Source organism: Pseudomonas sp. KH_046_1 (assembly GCF_057839025.1).
Genome location: NZ_CM174481.1, coordinates 2,702,707 through 2,717,382, shown reverse-complemented (window position 1 = coordinate 2,717,382; position 14,676 = coordinate 2,702,707). Strand labels below are relative to the sequence as shown.

Annotated in this window: 13 protein-coding genes; 6 read left to right on the top strand and 7 right to left on the bottom strand. The window is 62.0% G+C overall.

Annotation, left to right across the window (positions count from 1 at the left end; all coding sequences use genetic code 11):
• The first annotated feature begins 196 nt into the window (after positions 1–196).
• Both AC3IT9_RS12665 and AC3IT9_RS12660 read left to right on the top strand, forming a co-directional pair.
• On the top strand, positions 197–754 hold the full coding sequence (locus tag AC3IT9_RS12665) for a PQQ-dependent catabolism-associated CXXCW motif protein (protein WP_489273270.1): 558 nt from the start codon (positions 197–199) through the stop codon (positions 752–754).
• 56 nt (positions 755–810) lie between these two features.
• Positions 811–1,476: a response regulator transcription factor gene (locus AC3IT9_RS12660; RefSeq protein WP_108215949.1), complete on the top strand. Its 666-nt coding sequence runs from the start codon at positions 811–813 to the stop codon at positions 1,474–1,476.
• Between the two features lie 108 nt (positions 1,477–1,584).
• Here AC3IT9_RS12660 and nahK read toward each other — a convergent pair whose 3' ends face one another.
• The 6 genes from nahK to AC3IT9_RS12630 all read right to left on the bottom strand — a co-directional run bounded on the left by nahK (position 1,585) and on the right by AC3IT9_RS12630 (position 9,440).
• On the bottom strand, positions 1,585–4,218 hold the full coding sequence (nahK, locus tag AC3IT9_RS12655) for a hybrid sensor histidine kinase/response regulator NahK/ErcS' (protein ID WP_489273269.1): 2,634 nt from the start codon (positions 4,216–4,218) through the stop codon (positions 1,585–1,587).
• Positions 4,148–5,305, bottom strand: coding sequence for a nitric oxide-sensing protein NosP (gene nosP, locus AC3IT9_RS12650; protein WP_150717691.1), 1,158 nt, complete (start codon positions 5,303–5,305; stop codon positions 4,148–4,150). The genes nahK and nosP overlap by 71 nt, the downstream gene beginning before the upstream one ends.
• 154 nt (positions 5,306–5,459) lie before the next feature.
• On the bottom strand, positions 5,460–6,644 hold the full coding sequence (locus AC3IT9_RS12645) for a porin (RefSeq protein ID WP_489273268.1): 1,185 nt from the start codon (positions 6,642–6,644) through the stop codon (positions 5,460–5,462).
• A 209-nt stretch (positions 6,645–6,853) separates the two neighbouring features.
• On the bottom strand, positions 6,854–7,660 hold the full coding sequence (locus AC3IT9_RS12640) for a sulfite exporter TauE/SafE family protein (protein ID WP_150754649.1): 807 nt from the start codon (positions 7,658–7,660) through the stop codon (positions 6,854–6,856).
• A gap of 9 nt (positions 7,661–7,669) precedes the next feature.
• A complete protein-coding gene (locus tag AC3IT9_RS12635) occupies positions 7,670–8,914 on the bottom strand; it encodes an NAD(P)/FAD-dependent oxidoreductase (protein WP_489273267.1) in 1,245 nt (414 codons plus the stop codon).
• Between the two features lie 184 nt (positions 8,915–9,098).
• A complete protein-coding gene (locus AC3IT9_RS12630) occupies positions 9,099–9,440 on the bottom strand; it encodes an ArsR/SmtB family transcription factor (protein WP_007976596.1) in 342 nt (113 codons plus the stop codon).
• Positions 9,441–9,558: 118 nt separating this feature from the next.
• On the opposite strand from AC3IT9_RS12630, the gene AC3IT9_RS12625 reads away from it, so the two are divergent.
• Positions 9,559–10,422: an MBL fold metallo-hydrolase gene (locus tag AC3IT9_RS12625; RefSeq protein WP_151214846.1), complete on the top strand. Its 864-nt coding sequence runs from the start codon at positions 9,559–9,561 to the stop codon at positions 10,420–10,422.
• Between the two features lie 9 nt (positions 10,423–10,431).
• On the opposite strand, the gene bkdR is transcribed toward AC3IT9_RS12625, so the two are convergent.
• Positions 10,432–10,920 (bottom strand): Bkd operon transcriptional regulator BkdR, encoded by a 489-nt coding sequence (gene bkdR / locus AC3IT9_RS12620; protein WP_007976593.1) that lies wholly within the window; start codon positions 10,918–10,920, stop codon positions 10,432–10,434.
• A gap of 185 nt (positions 10,921–11,105) precedes the next feature.
• Here bkdR and AC3IT9_RS12615 point away from each other — a divergent pair, with 185 nt between their 5' ends.
• Genes AC3IT9_RS12615 through AC3IT9_RS12605 form a run of 3 tightly spaced genes read left to right on the top strand, consistent with a single transcriptional unit; the run spans position 11,106 to position 14,676 of the window.
• Positions 11,106–12,341 carry a 3-methyl-2-oxobutanoate dehydrogenase (2-methylpropanoyl-transferring) subunit alpha gene (locus AC3IT9_RS12615; protein WP_489273266.1) on the top strand — a complete coding sequence of 412 codons (1,236 nt, stop codon included), beginning with the start codon at positions 11,106–11,108 and terminating at the stop codon, positions 12,339–12,341.
• A gap of 1 nt (position 12,342) precedes the next feature.
• A complete protein-coding gene (locus tag AC3IT9_RS12610) occupies positions 12,343–13,401 on the top strand; it encodes an alpha-ketoacid dehydrogenase subunit beta (RefSeq protein ID WP_015095444.1) in 1,059 nt (352 codons plus the stop codon).
• Positions 13,402–14,676, top strand: coding sequence for a dihydrolipoamide acetyltransferase family protein (locus tag AC3IT9_RS12605; RefSeq protein WP_489273265.1), 1,275 nt, complete (start codon positions 13,402–13,404; stop codon positions 14,674–14,676).

The window sequence follows — 14,676 nt, the reverse complement described above, 5'->3', positions numbered from 1 at the left end:
TGCTCGCGAAGGCGGCGTTACCTTCAATAAATGAATTGACTGACACAACGCCTTCGCGAGCAAGCCCGCTCCCACAGGGGATCTCCATTGAACAGGGTGAAATTACTACTTTAGTACTGGTTTCCCTGTCTATCGTCGCATTCCCAACGCCCCCCGACTGGCATGTAATAGGTCCATAACTATAAGGACCGACCCCATGCCACGTGCCCGACGTTGCCTGTTGCGCCCTGCTCTCGCCGCCCTGTCCCTGGGCCTGCTGCTGAGCACCGCGCAGGCCGACACAGCGCTGTTCTCCGCCGAGGGTTATCGCATCGGCCTGTACCGCAGCCCGACGCCCGGCCAGCTGCAAGGCGCAACCATCATCGACACCCCTGCCCTGCAAACCCTGCTCGGCCAAACCCCGCGACCGGTGCTGATCGACGTCTACCGCCGTCAGTGGCTGCAAGGGCAATTCATCGAAGACCAGCCCCATGAAAACCTGCCCGGCAGCCATTGGCTGGCCAATACCGGGGATGGCGACCTGACGCCGCAATGGCAGGACTACTTCTCTGCCAACCTGAAAAAACTGACCGCCGGCGACCCGACGCAACCGCTGGTCTTCTACTGCCGCTCCGACTGCTGGTTGAGCTGGAATGCGGTCAAGCGCGCAGCCACCATGGGCTATAAGACTCTGTATTGGTATCGCGATGGCCTGGACGCTTGGCAAGCGGCCAACCTGCCGGTTTCGCCAGCCCGGCCCGAACCCTTTCCCTGAGCTTTACGCGTGCGTGTTGTTGCCACACCATAATCAAAATAATGAGGTGAAAGGCCATGTACAAAATCCTGATTGCCGACGATCACCCACTGTTTCGTGAAGCCATCCACAACGTCATCAGCGATGGTTTTGCCGGCAGCGAAGTGATGGAAACCGCCGACCTGGACAGTGCCCTGGCCCTGACCCAGGAACACGACGACCTGGACCTGATCCTGCTCGACCTGAACATGCCCGGCATGCACGGGCTCAATGGCCTGATCAACCTGCGTAACGAAGCGCCGACCATTCCGGTAGTGATTGTCTCCGCCGAGCAGGACAAACAGATCGTGCTGCAAGCCATCACCTACGGTGCAGTGGGCTTCATCACCAAGTCGTCACCCCGCACCCAGATGACCGATGCGATCCAGCAGATTCTCAATGGCAATGTCTACCTGCCCCCGGACATCATCCGCACCGCCAAAAGCAGCACCCACCGGCGCATGAACGACACCCCGAGCTTCCCGCCCGAACTGCTCCAGGCCCTGACCCGCAAGCAACTGCAGGTGCTGGAACGCATGACCAAGGGCGAATCGAACAAGCAGATCGCCTACACCCTGGAAATCGCCGAGACCACGGTCAAGGCCCACGTCTCGGCGATCCTGCGCAAGCTCAACGTGCACAACCGGGTGCAGGCGATCCTGAGTGCCGGGGATATTGATTTCGGGTCATATCTGCGGCGTTGATTCAAGACCGCGGCGCCTCCATCGCGAGCAGGCTCACTCCTACAGGGACAGCGATGTACCTGTAGGAGTGAGCCTGCTCGCGATAGCGGTAGTGAAAACGCCGAGATCTCAAGGCCTGCCAAGCAAATGACTCATCGCCGTCTTCAGCTTCATCGGCCGCACCGGCTTGTGCATCAGGGTATGGCCCAGTTCGCGGATCTGCTGCTTGAGTTCATTGCTGTAGTTGGCCGTGATCATCATCGCCGGGATCGGTGACGCGCGCCGGGCATTGATCCGGGCCACTGCATCGACACCATTGCAATCGTTATCCAGGTGATAGTCGGCAATCAGTAGATCCACCTCGGCATGGTCGTTGTCCACTTGCCGCGCCAGGTCCTCCTCCGACAGCGCCGTCACCACCCGACACCCCCACCCCTCGAGCAAGGTGCGCATGCCGGCACAGATGGTCGCGTCGTTGTCCAGCACCCATATCCGGGCACCACGCAGGCGCTCAAGCATCGGCTCGCTCATCTGCAACGCGGGCTGCGGTTTCGGCGCGGTGGCGCTCAATGGCACTTCGACCGAGAACATCGAGCCCCGGCCCGGCCATGAGCGCACATGAATGCGATGCCCGAGGATGCCGGCAATCTTCTCGACAATCGCCAGGCCCAGGCCCAAACCGCGATCCTGATCGGGTCGCTGCACATCACCGCGCTTGAACTCCTGGAAAATTTCCTCCAGGCGATGCTCGGCAATGCCCATGCCGCTGTCCCAGACTTCGATCGTCAGGCACTGATGATGCCGCCGGCAACCGAGCACCACGCGGCCACTGTAGGTATAGCGAATCGCATTGCTCAGCAGGTTGCGCAGAATCCGCGCCAGCAACTGGATATCACTGCGCACCAGCGCCGAACAGCCGATGAAGTGCAATTGCAGGCCTTCACTGCGCGCCACCTGGGTGTATTCGGCGGCCAGGGTGTCCAGCAGTTCACTGAGGGCGAACGGCGCAATATCGGCCTTGATCACCCCCGCATCGAGCTTGGAAATATCCACCAGGGTGCCGAGCAGGTTCTCCACGTCTTCCAGGGAATTGCTCACGTTGCGCACCAGAATCTCGCTGGACATCGGCTCGCGCCGTTCCAGCAAGGCACTGGTAAACAGGCGCGCGGCATTCAACGGTTGCAGCAGGTCGTGGCTGACGGCGGCGAGGAACTTGGTTTTCGACAGGTTGGCCTGCTCGGCTTCCTGCTTGGCCTCGCGCAAGCGTGACTCGACCAGGCGACGCTCATCGATCTCGCGCAGCAGCTGGTCGTTGAGGGTGGTCAATTCCGCCGTGCGCTCGCGTACCCGCAGCTCCAGGTTCTGATAAGCCTGATGCAGCGCCTCGGCGGTGCGGCGGCGTTCGGTGATGTCGCGGATCAGCACGAATATCCCCACCACCTCGCCACTGGCCAGACGGTTGGGCACATAGGAACGCAGCATGTAGCGCTCCTGGTTGTTGACGTTGGTTTCGGCGAACTCGAAGGTCACGCTCTCGCCGGCCAGCGCCCTGGCCACGTAGGACTCCAGCCGCTGGTAATGCTGTTCGCTGTGCACTTCGCGCAGGCTCTGGCCGAGCATCACGCCCCGGGGCCAGCAGTACCATTCTTCGTAGACCTTGTTGGTGAACTCGTAGACCAGGTCGGCATTGAGGTAGGCAATCAATGCCGGTACGTGATCGGTGATCAGGCGAATCCAGTGTTCGCTTTCACTCAGCGCCTCGGCGTGCTGGTAGCGTTCGGTGATGTCGGTGAAGGTGTTGACGAAACCGCCGGTGGGCAACGGATGGGTGCGGATTTCCAGGACCCGGCCATCGTACAGGCGCTGCTCGCATTCCCTTACCGGTCGTCCGTTGCCATCGCGACTGGCCGGGGTCAACAGGTTCAACTCGCTGTCGGCGATCACTTCGGCAAAGGGGCGATGGGCCGCCACCGGCGCCAGGCCGCTCAATTCCAGAAAGCGCCGGTTCCACAATTCCAGGATGCCCTCGGCGCTGACCATCGCCACCCCTTGGGACAGGTTGTCGACCGCCCGCTGCAACAGGTGCGACTTCTGCGCCACCGCCTGCTCACGGCGCATGGTTTCGCTGAGTTTGACGTCGGTAATATCGGTGAACAGAATCACCCGCCCACCCTCCTGGGTCGGCCGCTCGCTGACCTGCAGCCAGCGCCCGTTCTGCAGGCGGTACAGCAGGTTTTCGTCGGCATGCCCGCGAGGCTCTTCGGTGAACAGGGCGTTGTTCAGCATCAGCCGCTTGACCTCGGTCAGGCGCATGCCGGCGTTGATCCGCACCCGGCTGTTGCTCCAGAACGCCTTGAAACGACTGTTGAACAGCACGATGCGCTGTTCGGCGTCGAACAGCACGAAGGCGTCGGAAATGCTTTCGATGGCATCGATCAGGTGTTGATGCGCCGTTTCCGCGCGCAGGCGGGCTTCGCTGAGCAGATGATTACCGGCCTTGAGTTCGGCCATGGCCTGGTTCAGGGCATCGGTGCGTTCGCGCACTTGTTCGGCCAGCACCACCGAATGCTGGAATGCCGCGTACGGATCGTTGCCGCGGGTCCCCCCGGACTCGACCCGTTCGATCAGCGCGCCATTGATGCGCTGCAGTTTATGGTTTTCCAGGCGCAGCCTGGCCAGTTCGGCCTGCAGCTCAGCGATGTCCTGGGGCACGGCCACGGGCAATGGCAACGCCGGTGAAGGTCTGGTTGATGTGCATGCCATTGAACTGTTCTCCATAGGTGTTGAAACCCATCACCCGTTGCTCACGCAAAAACGAGCCGATCTGATCAAGACTGCCGTCGTCTTCGAGTTCCAGACGCCGCAGGAAACAGTCGCAACCGATGGTCAGCAGCAAATCGCCCAGGCGCTCCTGCAACCCCTCGAACAGGCACTGCAGGTTCGGCAGCATCGGCCCCGGGGTCATGGCGGTGAGGACGATGCCGTTTTCCACGGCGCAGTAGAAACTCAGGCTCAGGTCCGGATGCACCTGCTGGATGGCCCGCACGTAGTACTGCTGGTTGATCCGCACCGCCAACGGGTGCGCGGCGAAGATCCGGTGATCGAGCTGCGCCACCGGCACGCCGATGTGCCGGGCGTACTCGGCGGCGGCCGGCTCGGCATTGAGTTCGAAGACCCGGCGCAAGGTGCTGTCGGCCCCGGTGACCACCAGCTTCTCGGCGCGGGGTAGCACGTGGTGGGTGGTGAACACTTCGAAATCCAGCCAGGTATTGACCAGCACCACCACCGCCGCGCCGCTGTGGAACTCGCCATCGAAGTACACATGGGTATGGGTCAGGTAGTTGTCGTCGCCGGCCGAGCCGCCGAAATGCGGAATGTCGCCCAATGCCGCGCTCAAGGCCGTCAGGACCATTTCTTCGCGGCTGGACAGGCCATCGAGCAGGGTCAGGGCAAAGCTGTTGCCCTTGATCGGCGCCAGGGTGTTGCTGCGACAGCCACTGACCAGGCGCTCGACCATTTGCTGGGCGTCGATCAGGCTGAAGTGTTCCATCTGGTCGATCAGCTCGATCGCGATGGAAAAGTGCCGATGATCGAAGCCCACCGCTGTCACGCAATTGCGTCCGTAGCCCAGCGGGGTGATTTCCCCGGCGCTGGTGCAGCCCACCAGGCGAATGCCGCCGAAGCTTTGCTGCAAAGCCTGGCCCAGCGCCCGCAAGTCGTACTCGGCGGAACAGAAGAACAGCACGAACCCCAGGTGCGGATGCAACAACTGTCGTGCCAGTTCCTGCGCGACCTGCCGGGCATCGGTGGCCTGGGACATTGCACTGACGACGCCTTCGCTCTGCTGCATCCTTACCTCCCGCAGGTGCGTGTGTATGAGGCACGAGTGTACGAAGTCTGTGGGGGGCGACGAATGCTACTTGGGTAGCGGGTAGCCGCTTCGATGGGATGAGACGGGTGGCGACCCTCGCCGCGATGCGCACGGCCAGGGCCACCTCCCGGGGTTACCAGGTCAGCACCGCGCCCACGGCGAAGGTGTCGGTGTCTTCGTTCTGCTCATCGGTGTCGTGGCCGTTGATTTCGAACTGGTTGTACTCGGCCACCAGCTTGAGGTTGTCGTTCACGTCATGGAACAGCGCAATGCCGCGGGTCTCGTAGTCCGCGCCGCTGCCGACCACGCCATTGCCATCGTCATTGGTCTTGCCATAGGACAAGGCCAGGCGGTTCTTGCCCAGTTTGTAGGAGCCCTGCATCAGGTAGCCGTCGCTGTCGACGTTGCGCAGGGTCGGCTCGCCGGCATTGTTGGTGAAAAACGGATTGATGCCCTTGGCCTGGAAACCGGACCCGGTGAGGGACAAGCCGCCCATCTTCGCCTGCACGCCATAGCCGACGCCCTTGGAGGTGACGGTCTCGACCGTGGAATCGGTGTTGTCCGAGGTCTGGTAGCTGCCGTTGACCCAGCTGTAGATCTTTGCCCCGGCCAGGTCGAACTGATAGGTGACTTCGCTCTCGGTACGCGGGTTTTCCTGATAGGCCTTGCCCGTCGGGCTGCTGTCGTTGGTGTCCACCGGGTCCATGATGCCGACCGCCACGCGCAGACCGTCCATCACCGGGGTGCGATAGGTGATCTGCGAGGTCGGGAACGGATACGGGTAACCGGTGCCGATGTTGCCGAACGACACCCCGCCGCCATCCACCAGCCCCAACGTATCGCTGACCTGACCGTAACCGGCGAGCATTTCGTCGAGCAGGATGTTGGAACGGGCGAACAATCCGAAGTCTTTGCCGATCAGCACTTCGCCCCATTCCGGGTTGGCCACGGTGCCGAAGAACTGCCGCACATCGATGGCGGTGGCGGTGCCGTTGGTTTCGCTGTCGTTGATGGTGACCCAGAACGAGGCGCGGGCACCGAGCTTGAGGTCGTCTACCTGCTTGCCCATGTTGAACCCCAGGTAGTTGGGCAGGAACCCCATCTTGACCCGCGACTGCCGACGGTCGAACTGCTCGCCGGCGCGGTCGACATCGCTGTTCACGTAGAAGGCGTTGATGTAGCCGTCGGTGGAGAACGTGGTCTGGTCCTTGTCGTACAGCATGATATCCGCCTCGGCCACCGGGCTCAGGCCAAGGGCAGACAGGCTGGCGATGAAGGCCGGCAGAAAACGATGCGTGACGTTCTTATTGTTGTGCATGGCGCGCTCCGAAACGGGGGACTAAGTGTCGGAGGCGATTATCGAAACCTGACCGGCGGCGCCATACGCTGCCTTGGGGGTGGTTTTCAGGTGCTTTGGATGGGCCGGCGGTGCGTGACCACTATGGCGTAAGACCGCTGGTCGGCGAGGCTCGCCACTTAGGGTGTAGGTCTGTGGACCCGAGTGGCGTCCACAGGAACCGGTACCGGCTAGGCGTTGGCCCTGAACAGCATGTAGGCGGCGACCACGACGCAGATGCTGGCAAACCCGACCTGCAACGCCCGCGCCGGCACCCGGGCACAGAGCTTGCGGCCGATGATCATGCCGACGATGCTGGAAACGATGAAGGCTATGCCCGAATCGTCGATGCGCACCCCGGCATGGAAGGCGCCGATCACGCCGATCGCCGAAATCAGGCTGATCACCATCAGCGACGTGGCAACGATCCCGCGCATCTGCACGTCGGTCAGTTGCTTGAAGGCCGGGACGATCAGAAAGCCGCCGCCCACCCCCAGCAATCCAGAGACCACGCCGGTCACTGCCCCGAGCGCGGCGAGGGTCGCGGTGCATTTGGCGGTCCAGGAAAAGCGCCCGGTCTGTTGATCAAGCATGCAGTTCTTCTGGCCCCAGTTGGCCTGACCGTGATCGCTGGGGCCCTCATCCTTGCGTTCGCGACGCAACATCCGCCCGGCCACCACGACCATCAGCAGGCTGAACAGGATCATCAGGATCTTTTCCGGCAACTGATGGGCAAAGTAGATGCCCACCGGCGAAAACACCGCGCCCAACGCCGCGATCAGCAGCGCCGCGCGATAACGCACCAGGCCATGGCGCAAGCCATCGATGGCACCGACCGCCGCCGCACTGCCCACTGCGAACAACGCCACCGGAGCGGCCTGGGTCATGCTCCAGCCCAACCCCAACACCAGGGCCGGGACCGCAAGGATACCGCCGCCGGCGCCAGTCAAGCCGAGCACCAACCCCATCACTACACCAAACAGACTTGCCAGCAACATAGGGAGTTCTCAGTCGACCCTGGACACACGTGTCAGCCACTCGCGGCCCTTGAGCATGCCGTTCCAGTAGAACCACGGTAGCAGTGTCGCCTTCAGCCACCACGCCGAGCGGCGCGGGGTCGTCGGGTCAAGGGGAAAGGTCGGCAGCAACTTGCCCGCATAACCGAACTCGGCAAGGATCACCTTGCCCTTCTCCACCGTCAGCGGACAGGAGCCATAACCGTCGTACTTCAGCGGCAGCGGCTGTTGCTTGCGCAAGGCCAGCAGGTTTTCCGCCACCACCACGATTTGCTTGCGCACCGCCGCGGCGGTTTTTGCATTGGTGGTGCCGCAGATATCACCCAACGCAAAGACGCCGGGATAACGCGGATGCTGCAAGCTGTGGGAATCGACCTCGCACCAGCCAGCGCTGTCGGCCAGCGGGCTGCGTGCGACGAAATCCGGGGCCACCTGAGGCGGAACGACATGCAGCAGGTCAAAGGTCTTTGCCTGGCGGGTGACATTGCCATCGGCATCCCTGACGTCGAACCAAGCGATTTTCGCCGGGCCGTCGACCTTGACCAGGTTCGAGTTGAAGGCCAACCGGGCTTTGTACTTCTCGATGTATTTCATCAGCGGCGGAACAAAGGTCGCCACTCCGAACAGCGCCGCGCCCGCCAGATTGAATTCGACGTCGAGGTTGTTCAGCACACCGGCCTTGCGCCAGTGATCGCAGGACAGGTACAGCGCCTTTTGTGGCGCTCCGGCACATTTGATCGGCATGCCCGGCTGGGTGAACAGCACCTTGCCGCCGCGCAATTTCTGCACCTGATCCCAGGTGTAGGTCGCGTGCCGATAGCTGTAATTGGAGGTCACGCCGTGCTGGCCGAGGGTGTCCTCCAGGCCTTCGATTTTCTCCCAGGCCAGGCGCAGGCCGGGGCAGACCACCAGGTTTTGATAGCTGACCGTGCGCGCGTCACCGAGGGTAAGTTGGCGCTTGTCGGGATCGATGCCCGTCACGGCAGCCTGCAGCCAATGGGCCCCGCGCGGCATCACCGACGCCATCGGCCGCACGGTGTTTTCCACGTTGTAGGCACCGCCGCCGACCAGCGTCCAGGCCGGTTGATAGTAGTGCCGGGAGTCGGGTTCGATCACGGTGATGTTCAGATGCGGGCTACGCTTGAGCAGGCCGGCGACAAGGCCAATGCCTGCGGTGCCGCCGCCGATGACCACGATATCTGCACTGATGGATGGGCCCCAGTGTTGATCGTTCATTGCTTGTTCCTTTTGCTGCACGCAAGGAGATTGTCAGTCGAGACGCAAATCCCAATGTGGGAGCGGCGGTGCGACGATTCGACTTGCTCGCGAAAGCGGTGGGTCAGCCAATGAAGGTGTCGACTGACACTATGTCTTCGCGAGCAAGCCCGCTCCCACATTATTGAGTTGTGCTGGTCGGCATTCAGGGTTGAACCCAGCTTTTAAGCACCGCCCCGCAATAAAGCCCGGAGAGGGTTTTCATCACCTGGATCACTTCATGACTGGCGAGACCGTAAAAAATGTACTTGCCTTCACGACGGGTGGCGACCAGTCCTTCATCGCGCAGGATCCCCAATTGCTGGGACAGGGTCGGTTGGCGCACGCCGGTCATTTTTTCCAGCTCTCCTACGTTGCGTTCGCCCTGGGTCAGCTGGCACAGGATCAACAGGCGATCCTCATTGGCCAGAGCCTTGAGCAGCGCACACGCCTTGGAGGCCGAGGCGCGCAGTTGAGCGACTTCACATTCGGTCAGACTGGATTGCATTTGCAGGATGCCTTCAACGTCACTTAAGCTGCGAACATTATGTCTTTACATAAAGTGTTGCAACCCATGGCTGACTTTCCGTCGTCCGACTTTTCTACCCCTGCACAGGTTCGTGTCCATGCCCGCGCTGATTGAAGCTTTCCTCGACCCCGCCTCCTCGACCTACAGCTACGTGGTCTACGAGGCTGATGGCGGACAGTGTGCGATTGTCGACCCCGTGCTCGACTACGACGGTGCCGCCGGGCGCACCGCGACTACCCAGGCCGACAAAATCATCGCCTTCGTCCGCGCCCATCACTTGCAAGTGCAATGGCTGCTGGAAACCCACGCCCACGCCGATCACCTGTCCGCCGCGCCGTATCTGCGCGGGGAGTTGGGCGGCAAGATCGCCATTGGCGAGTCGATCAGCAAGGTCCAGGACGTGTTCAAGGCGCTGTTCAATCTGGAGCCATCCTTTCGCATCGACGGTTCCCAGTTCGACCACCTGTTCGCCCCCAACGAATCGTTCATGATCGGCAACCTCAAGGCGACCGCCCTGCACGTGCCCGGCCATACCCCGGCGGACATGGCCTACCTGATCGGCAACGATGTGATCCTGGTCGGCGATACACTGTTCATGCCGGACGTGGGCACCGCGCGCTGCGACTTTCCCGGCGGCAATGCCAACCAGATGTACGCCTCGATCCACAAGCTGTTGGCCTTCCCCGCCGACGTGCGTCTTTACATCTGCCACGATTATCCGCCCGAGGGCCGCGCGCCCCAATGCATGACCACGGTGGGCGAACAGCGCAAAAGCAACATCCACGTGCGCGACGGCATCGACGAAGCCGCCTTCGTCGACATGCGCACCCGGCGTGATGCCGGGCTGGGCATGCCGACGCTGCTATTGCCGGCGATTCAGGTGAATGTGCGGGCGGGGGAACTGCCGCCGGCAGAGGACAATGGCGTGACTTACCTGAAGATTCCGCTTAACAAATTTTAAGATCGACGTTTAATTCCCCAGGGTCAGCCCATTCGCCGGCAACGGCAGCGCAGTCTTGTACCGCACCTGCTTGAGCGCAAAGCTCGAACGGATATTCGCCACCCCCGGCACCTTGGTCAGAAAGTCCATCATGAAGCGCTCCAGCGACTGGATGGTCGGCACCAGCACCCGGATCAGATAGTCCGGGTCGCCGGCCATCAGGTAGCACTCCATCACTTCGGGGCGATCGGAAATCGCCTCTTCGAAATGCTGCAACGCCTCCTCCACCTGCTTCTCCAGGCTGACATGAATGAACACGTTGACATGCAGCCCCAGCAGGTCGGCATCCAGCAGCGTCACCTGCTCGCGAATCACCCCCAGTTCTTCCATGGCCTTGACCCGGTTGAAACACGGCGTCGGCGACAGGTTCACCGAACGCGCCAGGTCGGCGTTGGTGATGCGCGCGTTCTCCTGAAGGCTGTTGAGAATGCCGATGTCGGTACGGTCCAGTTTGCGCATGAGATAAAACCACCTGTTTTTTATGTTTATGCAGGTTTTTTATCTGCAAATGATCTTCAGCGCAACGAAACAGAGAGAAATATTCTTCTTGGGCGGGCCTATGATTGTTGTAGGACAAGATTTCTTCTACCGAACGAAATCTGTCAGCTCACTACAAGAAATTCACAAGATCGAGCGTAGAAGCCATGACCCAAGCGTATGAACCGCTGCGCCTGCACGTCCCCGAACCCTCGGGCCGTCCCGGCTGTAAAACCGACTTCTCCTACCTGCACCTGACCGATGCCGGCACGGTGCGCAAACCCCAAATCGACGTTGAACCGGCTGACACGGCTGACCTGGCCCGTGGCCTGATTCGCGTGCTCGACGACCAGGGCAATGCCCTCGGTCCCTGGGCCGAAGGCGTCGCTAGCGAGATCCTGCGCAAGGGCATGCGTGCCATGCTCAAGACCCGCATCTACGACAACCGCATGGTGGTCGCCCAGCGTCAGAAAAAGATGTCGTTCTACATGCAGAGCCTTGGCGAAGAAGCCATCGGCAGCGCCCAGGCCCTGGCCCTGAACATCGACGACATGTGTTTCCCGACCTACCGTCAGCAAAGCATCCTGATGGCCCGCGACGTGCCGCTGGTCGGCCTGATCTGCCAGTTGCTGTCCAACGAGCGCGATCCGCTCAAGGGCCGTCAGTTGCCGATCATGTACTCGGTCAAGGAGTCCGGTTTCTTCACCATCTCCGGCAACCTCGCCACCCAGTTCATCCAGGGTGTGGGCTGGGGCATGGCCTCGGCGATCAAGGGCGACACCAAAATCGCCTCGGCCTGGATCGGCGACGGCGCCACCGCCGAGTCGGACTTCCACACCGCCCTGACCTTCGCCCACGTGTACCGTGCGCCGGTGATCCTCAACGTGGTCAACAACCAGTGGGCGATCTCCACCTTCCAGGCGATTGCCGGTGGTGAAGCCACCACCTTCGCCGGTCGCGGCGTCGGTTGCGGCATCGCCTCCCTGCGGGTCGATGGCAACGATTTCTACGCGGTCTACGCCGCCTCTGCCTGGGCCGCCGAACGCGCCCGCCGCGGCCTCGGCCCGACCATGATCGAATGGGTCACTTATCGCGCCGGCCCGCACTCGACCTCCGATGATCCGTCGAAATACCGTCCGGCCGATGACTGGAGCCACTTCCCGCTGGGTGATCCGATTGCGCGCCTCAAGCAGCACCTGATCAAGACCGGTCACTGGTCCGAAGAGGAGCACACCGCGGTCAGCGCCGAGCTGGAAGCCGAAGTAATCGCCGCACAGAAAGAAGCCGAGCAATACGGCACCCTCGCCGGTGGCCAGATTCCGAGCGCCGCGACCATGTTCGAAGACGTCTACAAAGAGATGCCGGAGCACTTGAAGCGCCAGCGTCAAGAGTTGGGGATCTGACATGAACGATCACAACAACAATATCGAGCTGGAAACCGCCATGACCACGACCACCATGACCATGATCCAGGCCCTGCGCTCGGCCATGGATGTGATGCTTGAGCGTGATGACAACGTCGTGGTCTTCGGCCAGGACGTGGGCTATTTCGGTGGCGTGTTCCGCTGCACCGAAGGCCTGCAGAACAAGTACGGCACCTCCCGGGTGTTCGACGCGCCGATCTCCGAAAGCGGCATCGTCGGTGTCGCCGTGGGCATGGGTGCCTACGGTCTGCGTCCGGTGGCCGAGATCCAGTTCGCCGACTACGTGTACCCGGCCTCGGACCAGATCATTTCCGAAGCCGCCCGCCTGCGTTATCGCTCGGCTGGCGAGTTCACCGCGCCGATGACCCTGCGCATGCCTTGCGGCGGCGGCATCTACGGCGGCCAGACCCACAGCCAGAGCATCGAGGCGATGTTCACCCAGGTCTGCGGTTTGCGCACGGTGATGCCGTCCAACCCGTACGACGCCAAGGGCTTGCTGATCGCTTCCATCGAAAACGATGACCCGGTAATCTTCCTCGAGCCAAAACGCCTGTACAACGGCCCGTTCGACGGCCACCACGACCGCCCGGTAACCCCGTGGTCGAAGCACCCCGCCGCGCAAGTGCCGGACGGGTACTACACCGTGCCGCTGGATGTCGCTGCGATCACCCGTCCGGGCAAGGACGTCACCGTGCTGACCTACGGCACCACCGTGTACGTGTCGCAAGTCGCTGCTGAAGAAAGCGGCGTCGACGCCGAAGTCATCGACCTGCGCAGCCTGTGGCCGCTGGACCTGGAAACCATCGTCAAGTCGGTGAAAAAGACCGGCCGTTGCGTGGTGGTGCACGAAGCCACACGTACCTGCGGTTTCGGTGCCGAACTGGTGTCACTGGTGCAAGAGCATTGCTTCCACCACCTGGAAGCGCCGATCGAACGCGTCACAGGTTGGGACACCCCTTACCCGCACGCGCAAGAGTGGGCGTATTTCCCAGGCCCGTCCCGAGTGGGCGCGGCGTTGAAACGGGTCATGGAGGTCTGAATGGGCACGCACGTCATTAAAATGCCGGACATTGGTGAAGGCATTGCAGAAGTTGAATTGTCGGTATGGCACGTCAAGGTCGGCGACATGGTCGTCGAAGATCAGGTACTGGCCGATGTCATGACCGACAAGGCGATGGTCGATATCCCGTCGCCGGTGCATGGCAAGGTCATTGCCCTGGGTGGCCAGCCGGGCGAAGTCATGGCGGTTGGCAGTGTGCTGATCAGCATTGAAGTCGAAGGCGCGGGCAACGTTAAGGAGTCGGCGCAACCGGCACCTGTTAAAGAAGCGCCTGTGGCCGCACCTAAAGTTGAAGCCGTGGTGGAAAGCAAACCGGTCGCTGCCCCGGCGCCGAAAGCTGCCGTATGCCAGGGCCCGATGGTGGCTCGCGCAGCCGATGAACGCCCACTGGCCTCCCCGGCCGTGCGCAAACATGCGCTGGACCTGGGCATTCAATTGCGCCTGGTGCGTGGCAGCGGCCCGGCCGGTCGCGTGCTGCATGAAGACCTCGACGCCTACCTGGCCCAGGGTCAATCGAACGCTTCGGCACCGGTGGCGGCTGCTTACGCCCAACGTACCGATGAACAGCAGATCCCGGTGATCGGCATGCGCCGCAAGATCGCCCAGCGCATGCAGGACGCCACCCAGCGTGCCGCCCACTTCAGTTATGTCGAAGAAATCGACGTCACCGCCGTGGAAGAGCTGCGCGCGCACCTCAATGAAAAACACGGCGCGACCCGCGGCAAGCTGACTTTGCTGCCGTTCCTGGTCCGCGCCATGGTCGTCGCCCTGCGCGACTTCCCGCAGATGAACGCCCGCTACGACGACGAAGCCCAGCTCATCACCCGCCTTGGCGCGGTGCATGTCGGTATCGCCACCCAGGCCGACATCGGTTTGATGGTGCCGGTGGTGCGTCACGCCGAAGCCCGCAGCCTGTGGGACAACGCGGCCGAAATCTCCCGTTTGGCCACTGCCGCACGCAATGGCAAGGCCAGCCGCGACGAGTTGTCCGGCTCGAGCATCACCCTGACCAGCCTCGGCGCCTTGGGCGGCATCGTCAGCACGCCGGTGCTGAACCTGCCGGAAGTGGCAATCGTCGGCGTCAACAAGATCGTCGAACGGCCAATGGTGATCAAAGGCCAGATCGTGATCCGCAAGATGATGAACCTCTCCAGCTCCTTCGATCACCGCGTGGTCGACGGCATGGACGCGGCGCTATTCATCCAGGCCATTCGTGGCTTGCTCGAACAACCCGCTACCCTGTTTGTGGAGTAA